Here is a 25517-nt window from a genome sequence, read left to right as displayed (position 1 = left end):
ACGTCCACGATGAGGACGCGCCCTCACTCCCTCTCCTAGGGTGGACGCGGCCGTCCTCGCCCCCGAAAGGCTGACCGTGCACGAGCACTTCCGGATCCCCACCCGTCCCGTCGCCGACCCGGCGAACGTCATCGCCGGGGACCACTACCGCATCTCCGTCCTGGATGCCGGCCTGGTCCGGCTCGAGTACAGCCCCAGCGGCCGGTTCGAGGACCGGGCGTCGCAGACCGTGCTCGACCGCGCGTTCAACGGGCCGGTCGAGCACGCCGTGACCGACACCGGCGACCAGCTCGTGGTCGGCACCGACCGGTTCGAGCTCACCTACGACAAGGGCCCGTTCACCACGCACGGCCTCTCGGTGCGGGCCAAGGGCGGCTTCCACTCCCACGACAGCCTGTGGCGCTTCGGGATGGACACCCCGAACCTCGGCGGCACCGCCCGCACGCTCGACGACATCGACGGCGAGATCGACCTGGAGGGCGGCGTCCTGGCGTTCAACGGGATCGCGATGGTCGACGACTCCGACACCGTCCTGCTCGACGCCGACGGCTGGATCGCGCCCCGCACCGAGGGCAACCTCGACCTCTACGTGTTCGCGTACGGCCGCGACTACAAGCAGGGACTGAAGGCGCTGTACGCGCTCACCGGTCCCACCCCGCTGCTCCCCCGGCACGCGCTCGGCAACTGGTGGAGCCGCTACCACCCGTATACCGACGACGAGTACGTCGGACTGATCGACCGGTTCCGCGAGGAGGGCGTGCCGTTCTCCGTGGGGGTCATCGACATGGACTGGCACCTCGTCGACATCGACCCGGCGTACGGCAGCGGCTGGACCGGCTACACCTGGAACAACGAGCTCTTCCCGGACCCGGCCGGCTTCCTGGCCGCCCTGCACGAGCGCGGGCTGTCGGTGGCGCTCAACGTCCACCCGGCGGAGGGCGTGCACGCGCACGAGTCGGCGTACGCCGCGATCGCGAGGCGGATGGGCATCGACCCGGACACCGAGACGCCGGTGGTGTTCGACCCGACCGACCCCGACTTCCTCGAGGCCTACTTCGAGGAGCTGCACCACCCGCTCGAGGCCGAGGGCGTCGACTTCTGGTGGCTGGACTGGCAGCAGGGCGGGGTCACCCGGATCCCCGGGCTCGACCCGCTGTGGCTGCTCAACCACTTCCACTACCTCGACTCCGGCCGGGACGGCCGCCGGCCGCTCACGTTCTCCCGGTACGCCGGCGTCGGCAGCCACCGCTACCCCGTGGGGTTCTCCGGCGACACCCACATCACCTGGGAGTCGCTCGAATTCCAGCCCCGGTTCACCGCGACCGCGTCCAATGTCGGGTACGGCTGGTGGAGCCACGACGTCGGCGGTCACTTCAAGGGCTACAAGGACGACGAGCTGGCCACCCGGTGGGTTCAGCTCGGCACCTTCTCCCCGATCCTGCGGCTGCACTCGGGTCTGAACCCGTTCAACACCCGCGAGCCGTGGCGCTACTCGAGCGACTCCGAGCGGGTGATGAAGCAGTTCCTGCGGCTGCGGCACCGGCTGCTGCCCTACCTCGCGACCATGAACGTGCGCGCGCACGAGGGCGAGCCGCTGGTGCAGCCGATGTACTACGACCACCCGGAGCAGGCCGAGGCCTACACCGTGCCGAACCAGTTCATGTTCGGTCCCGACCTGCTGGTCGCCCCGATCACCAGCCCGCGCGACGAGGTCACCGGCCTCGGCCGGGTCCGGGCCTGGCTGCCCGAGGGCGAGTGGGTCGACGTGTTCACCGGCCTGCGCTACACCGGCGGGCGCACCCTGCTGCTGCACCGTGACCTCGACTCGATCCCGGTGCTGGTGCGCGCCGGCACCGTGCTGCCGCTGGCCTCGGAGACGGACGCGGTCGCGGGCACCGACCTGCCCGAGGTCGTCGACGTCCAGGTGTACGCCGGCGCGGACGGCGCGTTCACGCTGGTCGAGGACCGGGACGACGACCGCTGGGCCCGGACCCGGCTCACCTGGGACGACGGCGCCGCGCGACTCACCGTCCACGACGTCGAGGGCGACCCCGAGACGCTCCCGGTCGGTCGCCGCTACGACGTCACGGTCTTCGCGAAGCGGCCGAACGCGGTCGAGGACCAGGTCTTCGCGATCCTCGACCGGGCCCGGACGGGACTGGACCTCAAGGCGACCGTGCTCGACGTCGTGCGCGACGACGGCGCCGCCGCCCGCACGGTCAGCACCCTGCAGGCGCTGGACCTCCCGCCGACGCTCCTCGCAGCGCTGACGGAGGTCCTGCTGGCCGAGGGCTGAGCCGCGACGGGTCAGGCGGTCGGGGTGCCCGCCGCCTCGGCCGCCTGCCGCTTCCCGAGCCGGCTGTGCTTGTAGCTGTAGCCGAAGTAGACGACGAACCCGATCAGCATCCAGACGATGAACCGTACCCAGGTGCCGCCGGTCAGGTTGAGCATGAGGTAGAAGCACAGCAGCACCGACGCCGTGGCGACGACGTACACCGCCGGGGTGCGGAACGACCGCGGCAGGTCCGGCCGCTGGCGGCGCAGGATCACCACGCCGATGCTGACCAGCACGAACGCGAACAGCGTGCCGATGCTGACCAGGTGGACCAGCGTCTCCAGGTCGACCAGACCGCCGATGATCGCGACCGCCACACCGGTGATCGCGGTGAAGATGTACGGCGTGCCGAACGTCGGGTGCACCTTCGCCAGGCCGATCGGCAGCAGGCCGTCGCGGGCCATCGCGAAGCCGACGCGGGTCTGGCCGAGCATCAGGATCATCACCACGACGATCAGGCCGATGCACGCGCCGATCGCGATCAGGCGGCCCATCCAGTCCATGCCGACGACGTCGAACGCGGTGGCGAGCGGCGCGCCGTCGTTGGGGTCGATGTCGGTGTAGTTCTGCATGCCGGTGATCACCAGGCTGACCACGATGTAGAGGCCGGTGACGATCGCCAGCGAGCCGAGGATGCCGCGCGGCACATCGCGCTGCGGGTTGCGGGTCTCCTCGGCGGTGGTGGCGACGATGTCGAAGCCGATGAACGCGAAGAACACGATCGAGGCACCCGCGATGACGCCGGCCAGCCCGTAGACGGCCGGGTCGTACCCGGCCAGCGTGCTGATCAGGGTGGCGTCCATGAACGAGCCGCTGGTGTCCGGAGCGGGCTGGGACGGCGGGATGAACGGCGAGTAGTTGGCGGTGTCGATGTGGGCGACGCCGAAGATGATCACCGCGGCCACGACCAGCAACTTGATGGCGACCACGACCTGGTTGATCACGCTGGAGAGCTTGATGCCGCCGATCAGCACGCCCGTCACGAGCAGCGAGATGATGATCGCGGGCAGGTCGACGACCCCGTCGGCGGCGGAGCCCAGGTTCGTCGGCACCTCGAACGGGGTGCCCTCCATGACCTCCTGGTAGTAGCCGGAGAAGCTGGTGGACAGCGCCGCGGCCCCGATCGTGAACTCCAGCGCGAGGTCCCAGCCGATGATCCAGGCGATCAGCTCGCCGAACGTGGCGTAGCTGAACGTGTAGGCGCTGCCCGCGACCGGCACGGTCGAGGCGAACTCGGCGTAGCAGAGGGCGGCCAGCGCGCAGGCCAGGCCGGCGATGGCGAACGAGATCGTGATGCCCGGACCTGCGTTGGAGGCGGCCACCGTTCCGGTGATGACGAAGATCCCGGCCCCGATGATCACGCCCACGCCGAAGACGATGAGGTCCAGCGTGCCCAGGTTCTTCTTGAGCTTGTGTTCGGGCTCGTCGGTCTCGGCGATCGACTGCTCGACTGTCTTCGTGCGCAGTACGTCCATGCCCGGCACGTTATTGAAGTCACGCCCGGAGGGCTAGTCAGGTCCGCGGTGCACCGCTGCCGATCGGAGCGGCCGCCTGCCAGACTGGTGCCATGGCCACACCGATCCGCGTGATCCGGGGCGCCGACCTCGAGCCGGCCGACCCGACGCCCGGCATGGCCCGCTCCCGCGCGTTCGAGGAGCCGGTGCTGTGGGCGGGGAGGGTCGAGACCCAGCCCGGCGCCGTCTCGGGCTGGCACCACCACGACACGAACGAGACCAGCCTGTACGTCGTACGCGGCGTGCTGCGGCTCGAGTACGACGGTCTCGAGGGGTACGTCGACGCGGTCGCCGGCGACTTCGTGCACGTGCCCGCGTTCACCGTGCACCGTGAGAGCAACCCGACCGACGAGGTGTCGGTGGCGGTGATCGCCCGGGCCGGCGGCGGGACCCCGACCGTCAACGTCGACCCGCCCGCGGGCCGCGACTGACCCAGCTCCCGGCCTGGGACCGACCGGGCCGTCGGTGGCGCCGGCACCCTCCTCGAGCTCCACGAACAGCACGTGGGTGGGGGGTCTCCCCGACGCTCTCGCCGAGGTGCTCCTGGGCTGGCCGTGCGGGCGGCGAAAGGGCCCGAAGGGACCATCCGTACGCCGTATCAGCACCGGGGTCCGCTCCTCTTCACGGAGAACAGCCACCGGAAGGAGGGCGTCATGGACCTCACCACCTGCCCCGAGTGCGGGGAGCTCGCCGAGGTGCAGTGGCGCGCCGTCCTCGAGAGCACCGACGGCCCGGTCGAGCACGCGCGCGTGCAGTGCGTACGCCGGCACTGGTTCCTGCTGCCGGTCGCCTCGCTGGCCCTGGTCGACCGCCCCGCCGTGCCGGAGCGCCGCCGGGTCTTCCACCTGTGAGGCTCAGGCCTTCCCGCGGCGCGCGTCCGCCCACGCCCGGGCCCGCACCATCCGGGGCCGCGTGAGCAGGTAGGCGGCGACGACCAGGCCGACGACGGCCACGATCCGGTTCGGGTCGACGGCGGGCTGCCACTGGACGCGCTCGCCGCGGATCACGAAGGCACCGGCGGGTCGCCCGGTCATCCCGAAGCCACCTCCCTCGCCGTCGCCGCCGTTCTCGTCGTGGCCGGTGCCACCTCCCCCGCCTCCGGCGACCTTCGCCACCGGGATCACGGTCACCCCGGCTCGCTCGAGCGGCTCCCCGAACACCCGGCCGACCGTGATCGAGTCGCGTGCGTTCTCCAGGACCTCGCTGACGTCCATCTCTCCTCCTCGGGTGGGTGGACCTCCCATGGTGGCGCCGGGTGGCGGGCCGGGGACAGGGCCGGAAGACCGTCACCGTGTCGGTGATTGCCGGACACCCGGGCCGGCGCGACGATGGAGTCGGAAGGGGCCGTGGAGGGAGCGATGGCGGACCGGGAGCACGACGGGGCCGAGGACCAGGACGAGGTCTACCTCGACCTGGGGCGGACCGGCGCCCGGTGGGGCGCGCTCCTGGTCGCGTTCTGGTCGGCGGTCATGTTCTACGGCGCGGTCGACCTCGCCGTGGTGCCGACCCAGGACGACGGGTTCTACGACAGCTACCTGCTCGAGACCGGCTGGGGGGTGCTCTTCACGTTCCTGGTGCCCCTGCCGCTGGTCCTGTTCGCCGTCCACCTCGACCAGCTCGTGCACGTCCACCAGTCCCTCGCGGTGTCCCTGGGCATGGTGCTGGCCGCGATCCTCGCCCCGTCCGTGGGCCAGCTGGCCCTCGGTCTGTTTCTCGCCGCGGTCGGTGCCCTGCTGCTGGTGGTGGCGGCGGGACGCCCGCACCTGCCCCGCCGGTGGCAGGCGATCGGGGGCGGGCGCGCCCTGTTCTCGTGGGTGGAGCCCGTGCTCACCGTGCTGGCGCTGGTCGCGCTGGTGGGTGGCATCGCCTATGCCCTCGACATGACCCGGGCCCTGCACGACGGCGAGACCGACGACGTCACGTGGAACCTGCGTCATCTGCCGATGCAGGCGGCCCTGGGCCTGGCGCTCGCGGGCACCGCGCTGGTGACCGCCGGCGGCGCCGGGGTGCGCGCGGCCGGCTGGCGGGCCTCGGCGGTGGCTCCGGCCCTGTCCGCGGCCTGGCTCGGCGTGGTCTCCGTCGTCTACCCCCACCACACCGGCAGCCTGGGCTCCGCCGGCGGGGTGGCCGCGCTGGTGTGGGGCGTGCTGTTCCTCGGGGCCTCGCTGGTCGTACGCCGGCGCTGACGACGCGATCAGCCGAAGGTGGCCGTGATCTTGTCGGCGGCACCCCGGGCGAGCTGGTGCCCGTCGATGCCGAGCACCCTGCGCAGGACCCGGTCCTGCCCCTTCTCGCGGGTGCCGTCACCGGCCCGCATGGCGTCGAACAGCCGCCACAGCGCGTCCTCGCCGTACGTCGCGGCGACGTACTCGCAGGCGTACCACGCGATGCCGTAGTGCGCCCCGGACTCCGGGCCGTTGAACGTGCGGTTGCGCGGTAGCCGGGTCACGCCGGCGCGGGCCCGCTCGAACGCGGCCCGCGCGATCATCCGGCGGTACGTCGGGACCGGCTGCACCGAGACGTACTCGGCCAGCCCCTCCGACAGCCAGGTCGGCACCCGGTCGTCGCGCAGGCCGAGAGCCACGTGGGTGAGCTCGTGCCGGATCAGCCGGTCGCGCAGCTCTCCGTCCCGGTCGACCATCCGCGGATGCAGCAGGAAGCGGGTGCTGGCCAGCGCCCGGTTGCTGGGGCTGGCCCGGACCGGGAACGCCACGCCGTCCAGCCGGTCGGGGTCGCCGCCGGGCAGGTTGTCGATCGAGTCGATCAGCGTCCGGTCGCCGAGGGCGTAGACCACCACCGCGCCCGGCCACGGCAGGGGCACCTCGGCGTCGACCGCCGCGATCCCGCGCTCCACGGCGGCGACCGTGCGGTCGGCGGAGTCGAGGCTGCCGGCGTCGAAGATGCCGAGGACGCCGTCCCCTTCCCGGACGTGGATCCGCTCCAGGTCCCAGGGCGACGGGTCGACGCCGTACCGCTCGGCGAACTCAGGGTCGCGGTCGCCGGAGAGCAGCAGCCGTCCCTCGTCGTCGCGGACGAAGGTGAGCGCCTGCGGCGTCGTCACGGGTACGGCGTCGTACCCGCGCAGCTTCATGCGCTGGGTGACCACCGCCCGCAAGCCGTCGGCGGTCTCGGTGACCGAGCCGTCGGGGACCTTCCAGCCGAACCGCGCCAGGGGCAGCTCCTGCAGGTTGCGGAAGTACCGCTTCTGCCGGGCGTGGAACGCCGGACGGGAGCCGTCCACGTCGTCGAGGAACATCGCCATCGCGCCGGTGCGCACCGCCCGCGCGTGGCGCTGGAGCAGGGCGCGGACCTCTCCCTTCAGGTCCGCGGAGGCGGTCGGGCCGTGCGCGGCGTCGGTCTCGAGTGCGGAGCAGGCGCCGAGCAGGCCGGTCAGCAGCGCGAGGGCGAGGAGGAGCGCAGGCAGCACGGCGCCCCGAGGACGGCGGCCCCCGTGCCTCGGCTCAGCCCGGTTGCTCGGCATCCACCAGCGTCGAGCCGTGCGCCAGCGCGGTCATGTCCTCGACGATGCCGAGCGCGAGGGCCTGCGGGGAGAGGCCGATCCGGTCGAGGATCGCCGCGCGCTTGGCGTGGTCGAGGAACTCCTGCGGGATCCCGTGCAGCCGGTACGGAGTCTCGACGCCCGCCTCGTTGAGGGTCTGCAGCAGCACCGCGCCGCAGCCGCCGACCACGCCGTTGTCCTCGATGCTGACCACGAGCCGGTGCTCGCGGGCCAGCTGGACGATCGCCGGGTCCACCGGCTTCACCCACCGCGGGTCGACGACGGTCACGCCGATGCCTTGGGCGACCAGCCGGTCGGCGACCTCGACGGCCGTCGTGGCCATCGCGCCGTGCGCGACCACGAGCACGTCGCGGGTGCCGGTGCGCACGAGCACGTCGGCGGCGCCAGCCTTGCCGACCGCCGCGACGTCCTCCGGCGGCGGCCCCTTGGGGAACCGCACCACGGTCGGGGCGTCATCGACCGCGACCGCCTCGTGCAGCAGCTCGCGCAGCCGGGTGGCGTCGCGGGGTGCGGCCAGCCGCAGCCCGGGCACCACCTGGAGGATGGACATGTCCCACATGCCGTTGTGGCTCGCGCCGTCATCGCCGGTGACACCGGCGCGGTCGAGCACGAAGGTGACCCCGCACTTGTGCAGCGCCACGTCCATGAGGACCTGGTCGAAGGCGCGGTTGAGGAACGTCGCGTAGACCGCGACGACCGGGTGGAGGCCGCCCATCGCCAGCCCGGCCGCGGAGGTGGCGGCGTGCTGCTCGGCGATGCCGACGTCGAAGGTGCGCTCGGGGAACTTGTGCTGGAAGGCGTCGAGACCGACCGGGTGCATCATCGCCGCCGTGATCGCCACCACGTCCTGGCGCTGCTCGCCGATCCGGACGATCTCCTCGGAGAACACGTCGGTCCAGATCCGGCCCTTCGGGGTCTCCTCGCCGGTCTCGATGTCGAACGGCCCGGGCGAGTGGAACTGGTCCGCCTCGTGCTGCTCCGCCGCGTCGTACCCGAAGCCCTTGCGGGTCAGCGCGTGCACGATCACCGGGCCGTTGAAGCGCTTCGCCTGGGCCAGCGCCTGCTCCATCGCGGCACGGTCGTGGCCGTCGACCGGCCCGACGTACTTGAGCCCCAGGTCCTCGAACAGGCCCTGCGGGGCGAGCGCGTCCTTCATGCCCTTCTTGATCGCGTGCAGCGTGTCGTACGCCGCGGGGCCGACGCCGGGGACCGAGGTCAGCCGGCGCTTCACCAGGTCGAGCACCTGCTCGTAGCGCGGGTTGGTGCGCAGCGTGGTCAGCGCGGTCGCGAGCCCGCCGACCGTCGGGGTGTAGGAGCGGCCGTTGTCGTTGACCACGATCACCAGCCGGCTGGTCCTGGCGATTGCGATGTTGTTGAGGGCCTCCCAGGCCATGCCGCCGGTCAGCGCGCCGTCTCCGATGACCGCCACCACGTGCCGGTCCTCGCCCCGGATCGCGTAGGCCTTGGCCAGTCCGTCGGCGTACGACAGGGCCGTCGAGGCGTGGGAGTTCTCGACGATGTCGTGCTCGGACTCACGCTGGCTCGGGTAGCCGGAGAGGCCGCCCTCCTTGCGCAGGCCGTCGAACCCGGCGGCCCGGCCGGTGACCAGCTTGTGGACGTAGGACTGGTGGCCGGTGTCGAGGACGATCCGGTCGCGGGGCGAGTCGAATACCCGGTGGATGGCCAGGGTGAGCTCGACCACGCCGAGGTTCGGGCCCAGGTGCCCGCCGGTCTTCGAGCACACCGCGACCAGCCGGTCGCGGATCTCGCTCGCGAGGTCGTCGAGCTGGTCGGCGGTCAGGCCACGCAGGTCACGCGGGGTCGAGATCGACTCCAGGTAGCCCATCGGCAGGGATCCTCCAGCTCGGCTCGGTTCAGGTCGCGGCCCGCGGGAGCACTCCCGGGATCAGGCCAGTGATCGAGTCTAGGTGATCGGGCCCCGCGCGCCACAACGCGCGACACCCGCGGCCCGGACCTCAGGGACCGGCGGCCAGCCGCCGGTACGTCGCGGAGGCCAGGAAGCCCGGCAGCACCTGCCGGGCCGCCACCGTGAGCGGCAGGTCGGTGACCGTGGCCGGGTCGACGAACACGATCTGCCGGCCCTCGCCGAGCACGATGTCGTCGTCGGTGAGGTCGGCGCGCATGACGTACAGCGACAGCTCGTCCAGGTCGTCGGCGTGGGTGTGCTGGACCGGGAACACGCCGAAACACTCCAGGCCGCCGTCGAGGTGCAGGCCGGTCTCCTCGGCGAGCTCGCGGTAGGCCGCCGCGAGGTACTCCTCGCCGTCGTCGACGTGGCCGCCGACGAAGCCCCACATCTCCGGGTCGATGACCGGGTGCTCGTCGCGCTCCTGGAGCAGCACCCAGCCGCGGGCGTCCACGAGGACGATGCTGGAGAAGCGCTGCATCCCCGTGAGGCTAGCGGCCTGCCCCGACCGGCCGCTCCCGGGCATCATGGACGGGTGCCGGTGTGCCGCACCGGTGGGGAGGTGTGGGCATGGGAGACCGGAGCGGACGACCGGCCCGGGTGCCGCCGCGCTGGTTCGTGACCAGCTTCTGGAAGGCGCACCGGGTGTTCTTCCGCGCGACCCGCGGGCGCGGCCTGTGGACCCCGCAGAGCCGGCTGCGCTGGGGCGCGCTGCGGCTGGTCACCACCGGGCGGCGGTCGGGGCAGGAGCGGGCGGTCATCGTCGGCTACCTCGAGGACGGCCCGGATCTGGTGGTGCTGGCGATGAACGGCTGGGGCGAGGGCGAGCCGGCCTGGTGGCTGAACCTGCAGGCCCACCCGGAGGCCACGGTGCAGCTCAAGGGACAGCCGCCGCGGGCCGTGACGTCGCGCGCCGCCGAGGGGACCGAACGGGACCGGCTGTGGGCCCGGTGGGGCGCGGTCGACAAGAACCTCGACGGGTACGCCGCGCTCCGGTCGACGCCGACCGCGGTGGTCGTCTTCTCCCCGGTGGGCGCCTGAGCCCGGCCGTTGGTGCCGGCGGACGTCAGTCCTTCAGCGCCAGGGACTGGGAGAGCGGCACCATGTCGAGCAACGTCCACCTGCTGGTGCGTCGGAAGGCGCGATCCATCACGGCCACGGTGAGGGCGACCGTGCCGCAACAGGGCCGTCAGAGCCGGGCCACGTAGCGACGCCCGCGCAGCGCCTCCTCGACCAGCCCGGCCGCGCGGCGTACGGCGAGCAGCCGGGCCGACTCGGCGTGCCAGGTCTGCACCGCGGCCTCGACCACGTCCACGTCGGCGACGTCGCGCAGCTCGGAGCGGGCCTGGCTCAGCCCCCGCTCGCACGACTGCTGGCAGGCCTCCACGTGCAGCACCGCGAACCGGGCCAGCACCACCACGTGGCGGCGCAGCGCGGGATAGGAGCGGTACTCGGGCGGGCAGATGTCGAGCAGCCAGTTGACCGCGGTGCGCTCCCAGTCGGGGGCGTCGGGGGGCCGGACCTGTGCGGGCCAGCCGGGCGGGGCGACGAGCATGCCACCAGTCTATCGAACACCTGTTCGAACTGTCAGGAGCTTCGCCCGAACCGCCCCTCGAGCTCCGCGAGTCGCGGGTCCCGCAGCCCGGTCGAGTCGTGCACCCACCACACGTCGCGGTAGACCAGTCGCCCCGTCATCCACTCCTCGTGGGTGTCGAGGACCACCACCTGGAAGGCGGCGTCCGGGGTGCGCGCCGACGCGGGAGCGAACCCGAGGTCACTGGCCTTCCGGAAGCCCCGGGCTCCGTAGTAGTGCGGCGCACCCTCGAGGAAGATCGCCGGTACGCCGAGCCCCCGGGCCGCCTCGACAGCGGCCGCAACCAGCGCTGTGCCGATGCCGCCGCGCTGGGCCTCCGGACGGACGCTGAGCGGACCCAGGACCGCCACGTCGACCAGCGCCGGCCGGGCGTCGACCCAGGCGTGGCTCACCCCGACATGGCCGACCACGGCGCCGTCGCCGTCGGCGACCAGGCTGGCCCGCACGTGACCGGCCGCCTCGACCGCGTCCCAGAGGTCGGCCACCTGGGTGCCGTGCTCCGCGGTCTCGGCGCCGAACGCGGCCGCGACCGCGCGGCGTACGGCGGCGGCGTCCTCGGGGCGGGCGACGCGGATCTCCATGGCGCCACCCTCACAGAGCGGCGCGGACGCGGCCACCGGGTTTCGGCCCGCTACGGTGACCGGCATGGATCCGCTGGACTCACTGGCCGGCCGACTCGGGGTTCCACGCTCCCGTCTGTCCGGCCTGGACGCCTGCTCCCCCGCCGACCTGGGCACGCTCGACGACCTGGTCGCGACCACGTTCGCCGCCGAGGACACCGCCGTCGCCGACGGCCTCGACGGCACGGTCAGGGCCCTGCCCCGCCCGCTTCGTGGCCGGGCCCGGGCGCTGATCTTTCCGGAGGACGCGTCGTGACCGGCCCGTCCGTACGCGCCGAGGTGGGCCGGCTGGCAGCGGAGCTCGACGTCGACCCCGGGGAGCTGGCGTTCCTGCACGACGTGCCGCCGACCGCGATCCGCGACCTGCGGGCCGACCTCGCCGAGGCGCTGCACACGCGGCACGAGGCGAAGTTCCGGCGCCTGGCGAGGCTGAGCCACCTCGCGCCGGCCCCGATCACCGCCAAGGTGGCCGAGGTCGCGTTCAGCCCGCTGCTCGGGGCTCGGGTCGCCGCGGTCATGGAGCCCGAGCAGGCGATCCGCCTCGCCGCCCGGCTCAGCCCGGGCTTCCTCACCGACGTGAGCACCCGCCTCGACCCGGTCCGGGCCGAGCCGATCATCCGCGGCCTGCCGGTGCGGACGGTCGTGGACGTGGGGCGGCGGCTGCTGGAGCGCGAGGAGTACCTCCCGCTGGGGCGGTTCGTCTCGGTCGTCGACACCGACGTCGCGCTCGAGGTGGTCGAGGTGGCGTCCGCGGAGCAGATGCTCGCCGTGGCCCTGTGGACCGAGGAGGTCGCCGCGCTCGACGCCGTCATGCAGCGGCTCCCGGACGCGCGGCTCGCCGACGTGCTGGCGGTGGGCCTGGCTGCCGACGCCCGGGAGTCGGCGTACGACGACCTGGCAGCCGTGCTGGCCGCGGCCGGCGACGCCACCCGCGCGCGGCTGCTCGACCTGGCCGCCGGCCTCGACGGCGCCGACGCGACCCCACTGACCGAGCGGCTGCCCTGACTCTCGGTCAGCCGTCCTCGGACTCGAGCCGTTCGCCGCCACCCTCGCAGGAGGCGAACGGCTCCGGCGAGGTGCCGCCGTCGCCGTACGTCGCCACGAACTCGTCGAGCCGCTGGTCGTCGGCTCCGGCCAGGCGGAGCTGGGTGTTCCAGACGGTGACGACGACCGGCGCGGACTGGTCGGCGTACGGCGAGAGCACACCCTTGGCCGGGAGAACGTCCGCGAGCGCCCGGAGGTCCGCGGCCGGCAGACCCGGGCGATAGGTGATCCAGACGGTGCCGTGCTCGAGCGAGTGCACCATGTTCTCCTCGCGCACCGGCTCGTCGTACCGACCGCACTGGAGCCACTCGTTCGCGTGGTCCCCGCCGACCGGCGGCGCCTGGGTGTAGGAGACCTGGTCCTCGGTGTGCACGACCTCGCCGACGTCGTACTGCCGGACCTGGTCGAGCCCGCTGGTCGGGTCGGGCTCCTCGGTCCCGGCGGCGCTCCCCGACGCGTCACCGCCCTGCGCGGAGGTCGCCGGGTCCTCGTCGTCGTCCCCGAGCCGCGGGACGGCCAGCGCGAGCGCGACGACCGCGACCGCGGCCAGCACCGCCAGCAGCAGCCCGAGCCGCTGCCGGCTCATGCCTCGGCCGCCAGCGTCTCCTCGATCCGCTGCACCTTCGCGGTCAGCTGCCCGTCGTACCCGGGCCGGATGTCGGCCTTCAGCACCAGCCCCACCCGCGGGGAGGCCTCGGCGACCACGTCGACGGCGCGCTTGACCACCGCCATCACCTCGTCCCACTCCCCCTCGATGTTGGTGAACATCGCGTTGGTCTCGTTGGGGAGTCCCGACTCGCGGACCACGCGCACAGCGGCGGCCACCGCCTCGGTCACCGACCCGGTGTCGTCGCCGGCCATGGGCGAGATGCTGAACGCCACGATCATGGGAGCGACCCTATCCAGCCCCGAAGCACCGAGCGGCCAGGTCTTGCGGACTCAGCCGGCGAGGAAGGAGAACCGCACCTCGCGATCGGGGTTGTCGACGTTGAGGTCCACGAGGCAGATGCTCTGCCAGGTGCCGAGGGCGAGGCGGCCGTCGAGCACCGGGATCGAGGCGTACGGCGGCACGAGGGCGGGCATCACGTGCGCACGTCCGTGGCCGGGGCTGCCGTGCCGGTGCCGCCACCGGTCGTCGGCGGGCAGCAGGTCGTCGAGCGCCGCCAGCAGGTCGTCGTCGCTTCCGGCGCCGGTCTCGAGAATCGCGAGACCGGCAGTGGCGTGCGGGACGAACACGTGCAGCAGCCCGTCGACCTCGTCGGCCACGAAGGTCGCGCAGTCGCGGGTGAGGTCGAGCACCGTGTCGCGGTCGCCGGTCCGGTAGCTCCTGGTCTCGCTGCGCATGCCGCCCAGCCTGTCACGTCCCGTCGCGATCCACCCCGTCGCGATCCACCCCGTCGCGATCCACCCCGTCACGGACCACACCGGCGAGCAGCAGCACGGAGAGCGTCGCCAGCCACGCAGTGCCGTAGACCAGGCTGGTGAGCACGTCGGTCAGGTGGTGCGCGCCCTGGTAGAGCCGGGCCAGCAGCACCAGCGGCGGGAGCAGGAGCAGCGGCGCCACCCAGGGGCGGGCGTGCCGGGCGTACACCCACGCGAGCACCACGATCCCGCCGTACACCGCGGTCGCCGTGCCCACGTGTCCCGACGGGAAGCTGTGGTCGGGCACCAGCCCGCCGTCGAGGATCCGCACCGGCGGTCTGTCGCGCGGGTCGACCCGCGTCACCACCGAGTACAGCGCGCCCATCCCGGCGGCGAGCAGCCCGAAGAACACGACCGGCCGCCAGGTCCGCCGCCACACCGCGATCCCCGCCACCACGACCGCGCCCAGCGCGAATGCCGGGACGGTGTCGCCGAGCAAGGTGCCGACGTCTGCCGGGCCGTCGAGGGCGGAGGTCCGGTGCCGGGCGAACCAGCGCGAGATGTCGTTGTCCCACGGGTCCACCGACGCCTGCCACGCATGGGTGATCGCCCAGCCGAGCGCGGCGACCAGCGCCAGCAGGCCGGCCCACACCAGGACCAGCAGTACGGCGGTGCGCGCGACGCCCCGGCGCGAGGGCGCGGCCTCGTGGCGGGACCCGAGAGGGTCGACAGGGTCGACGGAGTCGACGGAGGAGGGCTGCATCCCGCCCATGTACCCGTTCCGTCGCCTCGCTAGTGTCGGAGAAATGGTGAACGTCGGCGGGCCCGGGGTGATGCTGCTCGGTGCCGTGGTGGCCGGCCTGGCCTGCGTGCTGCTCGGGTTCCTGCTGCGCGCGGCGGGGGTGGCCACCCCGTGGGTGCTGGCCGCGCTCACCTGGTCGCTGGTGGTGATCGGCCTGGTCACGCTCGTTCCGGCGCACGGCGCGCCCGGCTGGATCGCGGCCGAGGAGGCGCAGACCGCGTGCTCGTGGGACTACGGCGGTCCCGCGCCGGAAGGGTTCTGGATCTTCAGCGGCGGCCAGCGGATGCTCAACACCGCGCTCTTCGTGCCGGCCGGCTTCCTGCTGGCGATCGCGACAGTGCGCCGCGGCCGGGCATGGCTGGCTCTCCCCGGCCTGGCGCTCCTGGTCGGCTACTCGGCCCTGATCGAGCGCATCCAGCTCGAGCTGACCCGGCTGGACCGGGCGTGCGACGTGACCGATGTGGTCGACAACGCGACCGGCGCGCTGATCGGGTTCGGGGCCGGGGTCCTGGTGGCCGCGGTGCTCGGCCTGGGGGCCCGGGTCACCCGCCGCTGAGCCGGACGCCGGAGCCACGGCCTCCTACGAGCCGCCGCCCGGCCCGCCGCGGATGATCCTGCCGGCGTCCGGACCCTTCCTGCGCTGCTCGTCCTGGTGCGAGTCGAGCCACTCGTCGTGGTCCGCGTCCTTCACCAGCGCACGCAGGTGCCAGATCGTCCGGACCGGCCAGAGCAGGACGGCCTTCACCTTGTCCACGACAGCTCCTCCTCCATCCCTCCACATCGAGTATCCGCGCGAGGGGTCGCGGTCCGCAAAGGACGTCTGAACCGTTCCCGACCTGCTGGCGGGGTCGGTTGCCGACCCAGCTGCCGACCCTGCTGCGGACACCGCTGCGGACACCGCTGCGGGGACGCCGACGGCCCGCCGTCCGGGGTGGACGACGGGCCGTCGGGTGCGAGCGGGCGGTCAGCCCTTGAGCAGGCCGCGCAGGACGTACTGCATGATCCCGCCGTTGCGGTAGTAGCTGGCCTCGCCCGGGGTGTCGATCCGGACGGTGGCGTCGAACTCCTTGTCGCCGGCCTTCACCTTGACCGTCTTGGGGGTGTGCCCCTCGTTCAGCTCGGTGACGCCGGTGATCGAGAAGGTCTCCTCGCCGGTCAGGCCCAGCGACCCAGCGGTCTCGCCCTGGGGGAACTGCAGCGGCAGCACGCCCATGCCGATCAGGTTCGACCGGTGGATCCGCTCGTAGGACTCCGCGATCACGGCCTTCACGCCGAGCAGCGCGGTGCCCTTGGCCGCCCAGTCACGCGACGAGCCTGAGCCGTACTCCTTGCCGGCGAGCACCACCAGCGGGGTGCCGTCGGCGAGGTAGTTCTCGGAGGCCTCGAACACCGTGGTGACCTCGCCGTCCCGGGTGAAGTCGCGGGTGACGCCCCCCTCGGTGCCCGGCGCGAGCTGGTTGCGCAGCCGGATGTTGGCGAACGTGCCCCGGATCATCACCTCGTGGTTGCCACGGCGCGAACCGTAGGAGTTGAAGTCCCGCTGCTCCACGCCGTGCTCGGCGAGGTACTTCCCGGCCGGGCTGTCCTTCTTGATCGCGCCCGCCGGCGAGATGTGGTCGGTGGTGACCGAGTCGCCGAGCTTCAGCAGCACCCGCGCGCCCTCGATGTCCGTGACCGGCTCCGGGTCGTCGGGCATGCCGTCGAAGTACGGCGCGCGGCGGACGTACGTCGAGTCGACGTCCCAGGCGAAGGTGTCGCCCTTGGGGGTCGGCAGCGTCTGCCAGCGCTCGTCGCCCTGGAAGACGTCGGTGTAGGACGAGCCGAACATGTCGGAGTTGATCGCCTCGGCGATGGTCGCCTCGACCTCAGCCGGCGAGGGCCAGATGTCCTTGAGGAACACGTCGTTGCCGTCGGTGTCCTTGCCCAGCGGGTCGTTGAACAGGTCGACCTTCATCGAGCCGGCCAGCGCGTAGGCGACGACCAGCGGCGGCGAGGCCAGGTAGTTCATCTTCACGTCGGGGTTGATCCGGCCCTCGAAGTTGCGGTTGCCGGAGAGCACCGAGGTGACCGCCAGGTCGGCCTCGTTGACGGCCGCGGACACCTCGGGGATGAGCGGGCCGGAGTTGCCGATGCAGGTGGTGCAGCCGTAGCCGACGAGGTTGAACCCGAGCTTGTCGAGGTACGGCGTGAGGCCGGCGCGCTCGTAGTAGTCGGAGACCACCTTGGAGCCGGGCGCGAGCGTGGTCTTGACCCACGGCTTGCGGGCCAGTCCCTTGTCGACGGCGTTCTTGGCCAGCAGCGCCGCGCCGATCATCACGCTCGGGTTGGAGGTGTTCGTGCACGAGGTGATGGCGGCGATGGTCACCGCACCGTGCCCGATCTCGAGCTCCTGGCCGTCGAGCGACAAGGTCGCGGTGGCGTCCTTGTCGTCGGTGTAGTCGGCCAGCGCCTTGTCGAACTCGGTGGCGGCCTTGCTGACCTCCACCCGGTCCTGCGGGCGCTTCGGGCCGGCCAGCGACGGGACGACGGTGGCCAGGTCGAGCTCGAGCTTCTCGGAGTAACGGGGCTCGGCGTCCGGGTCGTGCCAGAGGCCCTGCTCCTTCGCGTACGCCTCGACCAACGCGAGCTGCTCGGCCGGGCGACCGGTGAGCTCGAGGTACTTCGTGGTCTCCTCGTCGATCGGGAAGACCGCGATCGTCGAGCCGAACTCCGGGCTCATGTTGCCGATGGTGGCCCGGTTGGCCAGCGGCAGCGCGGAGACGCCGGGGCCGTAGAACTCGACGAACTTGCCGACCACGCCGTGCTTGCGCAGCATCTCGGTGATCGTGAGCACGAGGTCGGTGGCGGTCGAGCCCTCGGGCAGGTCGCCGGAGAGCTTGAAGCCGACCACGCGCGGGATCAGCATCGACACCGGCTGGCCGAGCATCGCGGCCTCGGCCTCGATGCCGCCGACGCCCCAGCCGACCACGCCGATGCCGTTGACCATCGTCGTGTGCGAGTCGGTGCCGACGCAGGTGTCGGGGTAGGCCAGCAGCTCGCCGTCCACCTCACGGGTGAAGATCGTGCGGGCCAGGTGCTCGATGTTCACCTGGTGCACGATGCCGGTGCCGGGCGGGACGACCTTGAAGTCGTCGAAGGCGCCCTGGCCCCAGCGCAGGAACTGGTAGCGCTCGCGGTTGCGCTCGTACTCGATCTCGACGTTCTTCTCGAACGCCTCCGGGGTGCCGAACACGTCGGCGATGACGGAGTGGTCGATGACCATCTCGGCCGGCGCCAGCGGGTTGATCTTCGACGGGTCGCCGCCGAGCTCCTCCATCGCCTCGCGCATGGTGGCGAGGTCGACGACGCAGGGGACGCCGGTGAAGTCCTGCATGATCACGCGCGCCGGCGTGAACTGGATCTCCTTGTCGGGCTCGGCGTCGGCGTCCCAGCCGGCGAGCGCCTTGATGTCGTCGGCGGTGATGTCCGCGCCGTCCTCGGTGCGCAGCAGGTTCTCGAGGAGCACCTTCAGGCTGTACGGCAGCGACGCGACGTCCAGCCCCTCCCCCGTCACCGCGTCGAGGCGGAAGATCTCGTAGGACTTCCCGTCCACGTCCAAGGTGCTCTTCGCACCGAAGCTGTCCTGACTGGCCATCAGCCGCATCTCCTCGAGGGTCGGGTACGTCGCCCATCTTGCCGTCGTGTCCGCGGGCGGGAAAGGCGCGGTCCGCGGTCGCGGCAGTGCGGGCATATCTCTTGATATCAAGATACACGATGTCGACGTACTTCGGGAGCGACACCCCCGCGGCGTCGCTGGCGATCGGGTGGTTTCGAGACGCTCGCTCCTCAACCACCCGGACCGGTCAGGCGGGCTCGACCAGGGCGACGCACTCGACGTGGTGCGTCATCGGGAACAGGTCGAAGGCCCGCAGCGAGATGAGCCGGTAGCCGAGCTCGGCGAAGGTGGCGAGGTCGCGGGCGAGCGCGGCCGGGTCGCAGGCGACGTACGCGACGGCGCGCGGGCGGCGGTCCACGACCTGCTGGACGACCGTGCGCCGGGCTCCTTCGCGGGGCGGGTCGAGGACGACCAGGTCGAACGGCTCGTCGTACGACGACGCGAGGACGCGGTCGACGCTGCCCACGGCCACCTCGGCGTGCGGCAGGTCGGAGAGGTTCTCGCGGGCGTGCCGGCAGGCCGTCTTGTCGCCCTCGACCGCGACCACCCGGCCGGAGTCCCCGACCCGGTCCCCGAGGAACCCGGCGAACAGGCCGACGGCGGCGTAGAGGTCCAGCACCCGCTCGCCGGGCCGCGGCGCGAGCTGGTCGAGCACCGTGGCAACCAGCGTCGAGGGCGCCCCCGGGTGCACCTGCCAGAACCCGTTGGCCGAGACCCGGTAGCGCCGATCGAGCACCTGCTCGGTCCGCACGCCCGGTGCCGGCAGCTCGACGGCGTCCGGGTGCGCGATCAGGCACCGGTCGATCGCCACCACCTCGCGGGAGCGGTGCTTGCGCATCCCCCGGAGGCCGTCGCGGGTGGCGGCGTACTCCATCCGGGTGCGCCAGCCCAGGCCGTCCGTGTCGCCGGGCACCGGCTCCACCTCGACGTCGACCTCCAGGCGCGCGAGGCGGGCCAGCTGCTCGCGGACCACGGCCGCCTTCAGCTCCCGCTGGGTCGGCAGCGCGACGTGCTGGAAGTCGCAGCCGCCGCAGAGCCCGGGGCCGGCGTACGGGCACGGCGGCGGCACCCGGTCGGGGCTCGCGGAGTGCACGGCGACCGCGTCACCGCGCCAGAACCGGTCGCCCTCGGTGCCCTCGGTGATCTCGACGAGGACCTCCTCGCCGGGCAGGGCGTGCCGGACGAACACCACCCGGTCGCCCGCCTCGGAGACCCGGGCGACGCAGTGGCCGCCGTGGGCGACGGGCCCGACCGTCACGGTGAAGCGGTGGCCGACCACCGACTCGCCGCGGGGCTGGCGCTGGCGCGGGTTGCGGGCCATCGGGTCAGTCGAGGTCGCGGTGGTCGCGGTCGCGGATGGCCGTGGCACTGCGTGAGGCGCCCCTCCGGACGTCGCCCGCCCGCGAGCGCAGGTCCTCGCGCGCCTCCCGCTTGAGCGCAGCCTGGGACGAGCGCAGCTGGTAGGGCACGGAGGTGACCATCACGCCCGGGGTGAACAGCAGCCGCCCCTTGAGCCGCAGCGCGGTCTGGTTGTGCAGGAGCTGCTCCCACCAGCGGCCCACGACGTACTCCGGGATGTAGACCGCGACCACGCCGCGCGGGTTGGCCCGGCGGATCTCGGCGGCGTACTGGACGATCGGCTTGATGATCTCGCGGTACGGCGAGTGCAGGACCTTGAGCGGCACGTCGATGCCGCGCTCGTCCCACTCGGCGAGCAACCGGCTGGTGGCCTCCTGGTCGATCCCGACGTAGACCGCCTCGAGCACGTTGGGCCGGGTGGCCTTCGCGAACGCCAGCGCCCGCAGCGTCGGCTTGTGCAGCTTGGAGGCGAGCACGATCGCGTGCACGCGAGTCGGCAGCACCTTGTCCTGGTCGTCGGCGGCGAGCTCGTCCTCGACGAGGTCGTAGTGCTTGCGGATGCCCTTCATGATCGCGAAGAACACCACCATGGCGAGGATCGTGATCCAGGCCCCGGCCAGGAACTTCGTGACGAGCACGATCGCGAGGACCACCGCTGTCATCGCCAGGCCGAACGTGTTGATCATCCGCGACCGCTGCATGCGCCGCCGCACCTGCGGGTCGGTCTCGGTGACGAGGTGGCGGGTCCAGTGCCGGATCATCCCGAGCTGGCTGAGGTTGAACGACACGAAGACGCCGACGATGTAGAGCTGGATCAGCCGGGTGGTCTCGGCGTCGAAGATCTGGATCAGGATGATCGCCATGACCGCCAGGAACACGATGCCGTTGCTGTAGGCGAGCCGGTCGCCGCGCGAGCCCAGCGCCCGCGGCGCGAAGCCGTCCTTGGCCAGGATCGACCCGAGCACCGGGAACCCGTTGAACGCGGTGTTCGCGGCCAGCACCAGGATCACGCCGGTCACGGTGACCACGAAGTAGAAGCCGGGCGGGAACTGGTCGAACACGCCGTTGGCGATCTGCGAGATCACCGGGTGCTGCTCGTAGTCGTTGGGGAGCGGGCCGCCGTTGGCCTGGGTCAGGCGGTCGAGGTGGTGCGGGTCGACGTAGCGGATGCTCATCTGGTTGGCGAGCACGATGACGCTCATCATCATCGAGATCGCGATCAGGCCCAGCAGCAGCAAGGTGGTGGCGGCGTTCCGCGACTTCGGCTTGCGGAACGCCGGCACGCCGTTGGAGATCGCCTCGACACCGGTCAGCGCGGCACAGCCGGACGAGAACGCCCGCGCCAGCAGGAACAGCAGGGCGACCTGGCTCAGGGGCTCCTCCCAGCCGGGGGCCGGGACGATGTCCAGCACCGCGCTCTCGGCGTCGGGGAGGTCACCCGCGGCCAGACGGACCAGGCCGTAGGCGCACATGCCGAGGATCGCGATCATGAAGAGGTACGTCGGGACCGCGAAGAAGCTGCCCGACTCCCGCACACCACGCAGGTTGGCCGCGGTCAGCAGGATCACCGCGGCGGTGGCCACGGTCGCCTCGTGCCCGATCAGGGAAGGGATGGCCCCGGCGGCGTACTGGGCGGCGGACGAGATCGACACCGCCACCGTCAGCACGTAGTCGACCAGCAGCGCGCTCGCCACGGTGACCCCGGCGTTCCGGCCCAGGTTGACGGTCGCGACCTCGTAGTCCCCGCCGCCGCTGGGGTAGGCGTGCACGGTCTGGCGGTAGGACGCGACCACCGTCAACATCACGAGGGCGACGGCCAGGCCGATCTTCCAGGACCACACGTAGGCCGAGGCCCCGGCCACCCCGAGCATGATGAAGATCTCGTCCGGGGCGTAGGCGACGGACGACAGGGCGTCGGAGGCGAAGACGGGTAGCGCGATGCGCTTCGACAGCAGGGTCTCGCCCAGCTGTGAGGAACGGAGCTTGCGCCCGAGCAGGATCCGTTTCGATACGTCGCCGACACCCACGACGAGCAGGCTAGTCCACGAACCGGCCGCGTGACGCTGCGGTAGCGTCTGCGCTGTGCATGTCGTGATCATGGGCTGTGGCCGCGTTGGTTCCACGCTCGCCCGCAGCCTCGAGGACCGCAACCACACCGTGGCCGTGATCGACAACAACCCGGACGCCTTCCGGCGGCTCGGCCCGTCGTTCAACGGTGACAAGGTGACCGGGTACGGCTTCGACCAGGCGGTGCTGACCAAGGCCGGCATCCAGCGTGCGGACGCGTTCGCGGCGGTCTCCAGCGGCGACAACTCCAACATCATCGCGGCGCGGGTCGCCCGCGAGACGTTCGGCATCCAGCAGGTCGTCGCCCGGATCTACGACCCCGGCCGCGCCGAGGTCTACCAGCGGCTCGGGATCACCACCGTCGCGACCGTGAAGTGGACCGCCGACCAGGTGCTGCGCCGGATCCTGCCGGCCGGCGCCGAGCCGGACTTCCGCGACCCGTCCGGCACGATCCGGGTCGACCAGGTGCCGGTTCCCGACGTGTGGGTCGGTCACCGCACCATCGACCTCCAGATCGAGACGAAGAGCCGGATCGCCTGGATCGACCGGCTCGGTGAGGGCATGCTGCCCACCCGCGAGACCGTCATCCAGGAGGGCGACCTGCTGCACCTCGTGATGCGCGAGGAGAACGCCGGCCACGCCTACGCCGTGATCGAGAAGGGTCCGGAGGACCACGCATGAGACACACCCCAAGCCGACACTCGCTGCGCTCGCCTCACCCCGGGGGCGCCACGTGAGAGTCGCCATCGCCGGGGCCGGCGCCGTGGGCCGGTCGATTGCCCGGGAGCTCATCGACAACGGCCACGAGGTCCTGCTCATCGACAAGGACGCCGAGTCGATCAAGCCCGAGCGGGTGCCCAACGCCGAGTGGCTGCTGGCCGACTCCTGCGAGCTGTCCTCCCTCGAGGAGGCCCGGCTCCAGCACTGCGACGTGGTCATCGCCGCGACCGGCGACGACAAGGCCAACCTGGTCACCTCGCTGCTGGCCAAGACCGAGTTCGGCGTGCCCCGCACCGTGGGCCGGGTCAACCACCCCAACAACGAGTGGCTGTTCACCGAGGCCTGGGGCGTCGACGTCAACGTGTCGACCCCGCGGATCATGTCCGCGCTGGTCGAGGAGGCGGTCACGGTCGGCGACCTGGTCCGGCTGTTCACCTTCCGGCAGGGCAACGCCAACCTGGTCGAGATGACCCTCCCCGACGACTCGCCGTACGTCGGCAAGCCGACCGGGCTGGTCCCCTGGCCGGAGAACTGCGCGCTCGTGACGATCCTCCGCGACGGCCAGGTCTACGTGCCCGACGCCGAGCAGCCGATCGAGGCCGGCGACGAGCTGCTGTTCGTGGTCTCCGCGGACATCGAGGAGGAGCTCGAGCGGATGCTCGCGCCCACCGCGCACCCCGGCCACGCGTAGCCGGCTCAGGCTTCCTCGGCGAGCCCCCGGTCGGTCCGGGTGGGCTCCTGCTCCCCGGCCGGGCCGGACTCGCTCACCGGCGTCGCGTCGCGCGCCAGCAGCCAGACCATGAACGCCAGGCTGGCCAGCTGGAGCGGCCAGCCCATCGCCAGCTTGGCGACACCGAGGGCGGCGACGGCCGCGTCCGGGTCCATCGCCTTCTGGCGGCCGGCGACGTAGATCGGCACCTGCACCATCACCCGCAGCAGGCACGGGATGACCAGGCACCAGGTGAGGCGCTGGCAGAGCTTCACGATCTGCCGGTCCTTGTGCCAGGCGGTGGGGTCGCCCATGACGCTGCCGACCATGAAGCCGACCAGCGGCCAGCGCACGAGGTTGGACAGCCCCAGCACCACGGCGTACCCCGCGTTGTAGAGCAGGCCGGGCAGGAAGTACGCGAGCGCCTGGTCGTTGGCGTCGCCGCCGGCCCGCGCGGCGCGGAGCGCGAACAGCGCGCCGATCGCGATGCCGACCAGGGCGTTGACCACGAACTGCACCGACGAGCGCTGCACGATCCGCAGCACCAGCGCGATCAGGGCGGCGCCCACGCTGACGTAGAGCGCGGTGCGCAGGTCCTTGGTGGTCAGGAAGGTGACCGTGAACATGATCGTGGGCACCGCGGCCTCGAGCATGCCGCGGCGACCGCCGAGGGCGATGGAGAGCTGCTTGCGGACGACGGCCTCGACGGTGGCGGTGGTCGGGGTCGTGGACGTCACGACGCGTGCTTCAGCTCGTAGCGCGGGTTGAACATCACCCGGTGCTTGTCGTGCACGCCGATCCGGCCCTCTACCGCGATCGAGCGGCCCGGGGAGATCCCCGTGATCCGCCGACGCCCGAGCCAGACCAGCAGGATCACGCCGGAGCCGTCGAACAGCTCGGCCTCGAGCGCCGGCACCCCACCACGTGGGCGCAGCGTCACCGTGCGCAGCGTGCCCTGGAGGTGCACGCGCTCGCGGTCCGGCGCCTCCGCGATCGGGGTGGCCCCGATGTCGGCGTACGTCTTGCGCAGGTCACGGGCGTGCTGGTCCTCCGCGTTGGCCCACTTGCTGATGCTCCTGCGCAAGCGGCTCGTGACCTCTCCCATGCCGCAAATCCTAGAAGGTCTCTCCTCAGGAGACGCGGCGGGCGTTGGCGGGGAGCACGATCGGCAGCGGGTCGCCGGGGGGCATCGCCGCCTCGCCCCGGCGTACGACGACCTGGGCGACGACCTGCTCGAAGTCCGCGGCGTTGTCGGGGTCGACCGCCGGGCGCCCGAGATAGGTGGCCCGGAGGAACCAGCGGGCACCGTTGATGCCGACGATCCGGGTCTGCTGGTGGCCGGATCGGCCGTCGGCGGTGCGGACCTGCTGCTGGCACTCCAGCTCGGTGCCCCAGCGGCCCTCGCGCTCGGTGGCGATGCCGCCGCCCCGGGAGGTCTCGGACGCGATCTGGCGGCGGACGTCGCTCCAGAGGTCGCCATGGCGGGGCGCGGCGAACGCCCGCAGCTCCACCGCACCGTCCGGACCGGCCACGAGCACGCTCTGCACCTCCTGGCTGGCCTCGTCGACCTGGAGGCGCAGCTCGAGCCCCTCGGTCGGCGCGACCAGGAAGCCGCCCAGGTCGACCCGCTGGACACCGTCGTTCTCGACGTCGACCTCGGCGATGTCGTAGGGACCCTCGGCGGCGGCCTCGACGGACTCTGTGGACTCCTCGACGCCGGTCTCGGTCTCCGGGGCGTCGACCTCGCTGGTCGTGTCGGCGGCGGCCTCCTCGGCCTGCTCCGCCCTGGACCTGCGTCCGAACTTCACGTTGCACTCCTCTGGGTCTCGACACCTGCGAAACCACCCGTAGAACCGTAGCCCCCGGCCCCGCGGACCGACGCGTCGAGGCTGTCGACCTCGAGGAACTGCGCCTGCTCCACGCGCTGCACCACCAGCTGCGCGACCCGGTCGCCGCGGTGCAGCACCACCGGCTCGCGCGGGTCGAGGTTGACCAGGCACACCTTGATCTCGCCCCGGTAGCCCGCGTCCACGGTGCCCGGCGCGTTGACGATCGACAGGCCGTGCCGCGCGGCCAGCCCGGAGCGCGGGTGCACCAGCCCGACGTACCCCTCGGGCAGCGCGACCGCGATCCCGGTCGGCACCAGCGTCCGCTCCCCCGGCGCGAGCGTCACGTCGACGGTCGTCATCAGGTCGGCGCCGGCATCGCCGGGGTGGGCGTACGACGGCACCGGGAGGTCGCGGTCGAGCCGGAGCAGGGCGACAGGCACCTGGGGGGTGGGCATGCGCC

At 72.2% G+C, this 25517-nt stretch carries 29 protein-coding genes; 10 read left to right on the top strand and 19 right to left on the bottom strand.

Translation table 11 applies throughout. The features are described from left to right. Positions 1 to 40: 40 nt before the first annotated feature. Entirely contained in the window at positions 41 to 2296 is a 2256-nt protein-coding gene (locus EKO23_RS07095; RefSeq protein ID WP_217702514.1) for a glycoside hydrolase family 31 protein, read from the top strand. Between the two features lie 11 nt (positions 2297 to 2307). Here EKO23_RS07095 and EKO23_RS07090 read toward each other — a convergent pair whose 3' ends face one another. Then, a complete protein-coding gene (locus EKO23_RS07090) occupies positions 2308 to 3810 on the bottom strand; it encodes an amino acid permease (RefSeq protein ID WP_134715627.1) in 1503 nt (500 codons plus the stop codon). Between the two features lie 92 nt (positions 3811 to 3902). Here EKO23_RS07090 and EKO23_RS07085 point away from each other — a divergent pair, with 92 nt between their 5' ends. Together EKO23_RS07085 and EKO23_RS07080 are read left to right on the top strand one after the other, a co-directional pair. After that, on the top strand, positions 3903 to 4280 hold the full coding sequence (locus tag EKO23_RS07085) for a cupin domain-containing protein (protein WP_134715625.1): 378 nt from the start codon (positions 3903 to 3905) through the stop codon (positions 4278 to 4280). Between the two features lie 222 nt (positions 4281 to 4502). Then, positions 4503 to 4700 (top strand): hypothetical protein, encoded by a 198-nt coding sequence (locus tag EKO23_RS07080; protein ID WP_134715623.1) that lies wholly within the window; start codon positions 4503 to 4505, stop codon positions 4698 to 4700. 3 nt (positions 4701 to 4703) lie between these two features. Here EKO23_RS07080 and EKO23_RS07075 read toward each other — a convergent pair whose 3' ends face one another. Further along, entirely contained in the window at positions 4704 to 5063 is a 360-nt protein-coding gene (locus EKO23_RS07075) for a spore germination protein GerW family protein (RefSeq protein WP_134715621.1), read from the bottom strand. A gap of 144 nt (positions 5064 to 5207) precedes the next feature. Between EKO23_RS07075 and EKO23_RS07070 the strand changes: the two genes are divergently transcribed. Then, entirely contained in the window at positions 5208 to 6035 is an 828-nt protein-coding gene (locus EKO23_RS07070) for a hypothetical protein (RefSeq protein ID WP_134715619.1), read from the top strand. Positions 6036 to 6043: 8 nt separating this feature from the next. On the opposite strand, the gene EKO23_RS07065 is transcribed toward EKO23_RS07070, so the two are convergent. From EKO23_RS07065 to EKO23_RS07055, 3 genes are all read right to left on the bottom strand, one after another. After that, complete coding sequence (locus EKO23_RS07065) at positions 6044 to 7276, bottom strand: gluzincin family metallopeptidase (protein WP_134715617.1); 1233 nt, start codon at positions 7274 to 7276, stop codon at positions 6044 to 6046. A 34-nt stretch (positions 7277 to 7310) separates the two neighbouring features. Beyond that, on the bottom strand, positions 7311 to 9215 hold the full coding sequence (dxs, locus tag EKO23_RS07060) for a 1-deoxy-D-xylulose-5-phosphate synthase (RefSeq protein ID WP_134715615.1): 1905 nt from the start codon (positions 9213 to 9215) through the stop codon (positions 7311 to 7313). Between the two features lie 130 nt (positions 9216 to 9345). Continuing rightward, entirely contained in the window at positions 9346 to 9777 is a 432-nt protein-coding gene (locus EKO23_RS07055) for an NUDIX domain-containing protein (RefSeq protein ID WP_134715613.1), read from the bottom strand. A gap of 89 nt (positions 9778 to 9866) precedes the next feature. Here EKO23_RS07055 and EKO23_RS07050 point away from each other — a divergent pair, with 89 nt between their 5' ends. After that, entirely contained in the window at positions 9867 to 10337 is a 471-nt protein-coding gene (locus EKO23_RS07050) for a nitroreductase family deazaflavin-dependent oxidoreductase (RefSeq protein WP_134715611.1), read from the top strand. A 148-nt stretch (positions 10338 to 10485) separates the two neighbouring features. On the opposite strand, the gene EKO23_RS07045 is transcribed toward EKO23_RS07050, so the two are convergent. Both EKO23_RS07045 and EKO23_RS07040 read right to left on the bottom strand, forming a co-directional pair. After that, positions 10486 to 10851: a hypothetical protein gene (locus EKO23_RS07045; protein WP_134715610.1), complete on the bottom strand. Its 366-nt coding sequence runs from the start codon at positions 10849 to 10851 to the stop codon at positions 10486 to 10488. 32 nt (positions 10852 to 10883) lie between these two features. Continuing rightward, positions 10884 to 11471, bottom strand: coding sequence for a GNAT family N-acetyltransferase (locus EKO23_RS07040; RefSeq protein ID WP_134715608.1), 588 nt, complete (start codon positions 11469 to 11471; stop codon positions 10884 to 10886). Between the two features lie 64 nt (positions 11472 to 11535). Here EKO23_RS07040 and EKO23_RS07035 point away from each other — a divergent pair, with 64 nt between their 5' ends. After that, positions 11536 to 11766 carry a hypothetical protein gene (locus EKO23_RS07035; RefSeq protein WP_134715606.1) on the top strand — a complete coding sequence of 77 codons (231 nt, stop codon included), beginning with the start codon at positions 11536 to 11538 and terminating at the stop codon, positions 11764 to 11766. Continuing rightward, positions 11763 to 12515 (top strand): hypothetical protein, encoded by a 753-nt coding sequence (locus EKO23_RS07030; RefSeq protein WP_134715604.1) that lies wholly within the window; start codon positions 11763 to 11765, stop codon positions 12513 to 12515. Before EKO23_RS07035 ends, EKO23_RS07030 begins: the two co-directional genes overlap by 4 nt. A 7-nt stretch (positions 12516 to 12522) precedes the next feature. Here EKO23_RS07030 and EKO23_RS07025 read toward each other — a convergent pair whose 3' ends face one another. The 4 genes from EKO23_RS07025 to EKO23_RS07010 are packed head-to-tail and all read right to left on the bottom strand — an operon-like array spanning position 12523 to position 14679. After that, on the bottom strand, positions 12523 to 13140 hold the full coding sequence (locus EKO23_RS07025; RefSeq protein WP_134715602.1) for a thioredoxin-like domain-containing protein: 618 nt from the start codon (positions 13138 to 13140) through the stop codon (positions 12523 to 12525). After that, positions 13137 to 13442, bottom strand: a complete 306-nt coding sequence (locus EKO23_RS07020) for an MTH1187 family thiamine-binding protein (RefSeq protein ID WP_134715600.1) — start codon at positions 13440 to 13442, stop codon at positions 13137 to 13139. Before EKO23_RS07020 ends, EKO23_RS07025 begins: the two co-directional genes overlap by 4 nt. Positions 13443 to 13493: 51 nt before the next feature. Beyond that, the gene (locus tag EKO23_RS07015) at positions 13494 to 13898 is read right to left on the bottom strand and encodes a secondary thiamine-phosphate synthase enzyme YjbQ (RefSeq protein WP_175582671.1); all 405 of its coding nucleotides are present in this window, start codon (positions 13896 to 13898) and stop codon (positions 13494 to 13496) included. 13 nt (positions 13899 to 13911) lie between these two features. Continuing rightward, positions 13912 to 14679, bottom strand: coding sequence for a phosphatase PAP2 family protein (locus EKO23_RS07010; RefSeq protein ID WP_167880359.1), 768 nt, complete (start codon positions 14677 to 14679; stop codon positions 13912 to 13914). A 43-nt stretch (positions 14680 to 14722) separates the two neighbouring features. Here EKO23_RS07010 and EKO23_RS07005 point away from each other — a divergent pair, with 43 nt between their 5' ends. Continuing rightward, positions 14723 to 15274, top strand: a complete 552-nt coding sequence (locus tag EKO23_RS07005; protein WP_167880358.1) for a VanZ family protein — start codon at positions 14723 to 14725, stop codon at positions 15272 to 15274. Positions 15275 to 15298: 24 nt separating this feature from the next. On the opposite strand, the gene EKO23_RS25120 is transcribed toward EKO23_RS07005, so the two are convergent. The 4 genes from EKO23_RS25120 to EKO23_RS06990 form a co-directional block, all read right to left on the bottom strand. Continuing rightward, the gene (locus tag EKO23_RS25120) at positions 15299 to 15472 is read right to left on the bottom strand and encodes a hypothetical protein (protein ID WP_167880357.1); all 174 of its coding nucleotides are present in this window, start codon (positions 15470 to 15472) and stop codon (positions 15299 to 15301) included. 210 nt (positions 15473 to 15682) lie between these two features. Next, positions 15683 to 18352, bottom strand: a complete 2670-nt coding sequence (acnA, locus tag EKO23_RS07000; RefSeq protein ID WP_134715594.1) for an aconitate hydratase AcnA — start codon at positions 18350 to 18352, stop codon at positions 15683 to 15685. A gap of 208 nt (positions 18353 to 18560) precedes the next feature. Continuing rightward, a complete protein-coding gene (locus EKO23_RS06995) occupies positions 18561 to 19694 on the bottom strand; it encodes a class I SAM-dependent RNA methyltransferase (RefSeq protein WP_134715592.1) in 1134 nt (377 codons plus the stop codon). 4 nt (positions 19695 to 19698) lie between these two features. Further along, entirely contained in the window at positions 19699 to 21759 is a 2061-nt protein-coding gene (locus EKO23_RS06990) for an APC family permease (RefSeq protein WP_246050946.1), read from the bottom strand. Between the two features lie 70 nt (positions 21760 to 21829). On the opposite strand from EKO23_RS06990, the gene EKO23_RS06985 reads away from it, so the two are divergent. Both EKO23_RS06985 and EKO23_RS06980 read left to right on the top strand, forming a co-directional pair. Beyond that, the gene (locus EKO23_RS06985; RefSeq protein WP_425464387.1) at positions 21830 to 22480 is read left to right on the top strand and encodes a potassium channel family protein; all 651 of its coding nucleotides are present in this window, start codon (positions 21830 to 21832) and stop codon (positions 22478 to 22480) included. 52 nt (positions 22481 to 22532) lie between these two features. Beyond that, the gene (locus EKO23_RS06980) at positions 22533 to 23210 is read left to right on the top strand and encodes a potassium channel family protein (RefSeq protein WP_134715585.1); all 678 of its coding nucleotides are present in this window, start codon (positions 22533 to 22535) and stop codon (positions 23208 to 23210) included. Positions 23211 to 23215: 5 nt separating this feature from the next. Here EKO23_RS06980 and EKO23_RS06975 read toward each other — a convergent pair whose 3' ends face one another. From EKO23_RS06975 to dut, 4 genes are read right to left on the bottom strand one after another with little or no spacing between them, the layout of a single operon-like run. Further along, entirely contained in the window at positions 23216 to 23965 is a 750-nt protein-coding gene (locus EKO23_RS06975) for a DUF3159 domain-containing protein (RefSeq protein ID WP_217702513.1), read from the bottom strand. Next, positions 23962 to 24333 carry an OB-fold nucleic acid binding domain-containing protein gene (locus tag EKO23_RS06970; RefSeq protein ID WP_217702512.1) on the bottom strand — a complete coding sequence of 124 codons (372 nt, stop codon included), beginning with the start codon at positions 24331 to 24333 and terminating at the stop codon, positions 23962 to 23964. Before EKO23_RS06970 ends, EKO23_RS06975 begins: the two co-directional genes overlap by 4 nt. Before the next feature lie 25 nt (positions 24334 to 24358). Further along, a complete protein-coding gene (locus tag EKO23_RS06965; protein WP_134715581.1) occupies positions 24359 to 25036 on the bottom strand; it encodes a DUF3710 domain-containing protein in 678 nt (225 codons plus the stop codon). Then, entirely contained in the window at positions 25033 to 25512 is a 480-nt protein-coding gene (dut, locus tag EKO23_RS06960) for a dUTP diphosphatase (protein WP_175582670.1), read from the bottom strand. Before dut ends, EKO23_RS06965 begins: the two co-directional genes overlap by 4 nt. Between the last annotated feature and the right edge of the window lie 5 nt (positions 25513 to 25517).

The sequence above is a fragment of the Nocardioides guangzhouensis genome, from assembly GCF_004519545.1.
GTDB lineage: Bacteria > Actinomycetota > Actinomycetes > Propionibacteriales > Nocardioidaceae > Nocardioides > Nocardioides guangzhouensis.
This window is presented reverse-complemented; position numbering and strand designations above follow the sequence as displayed.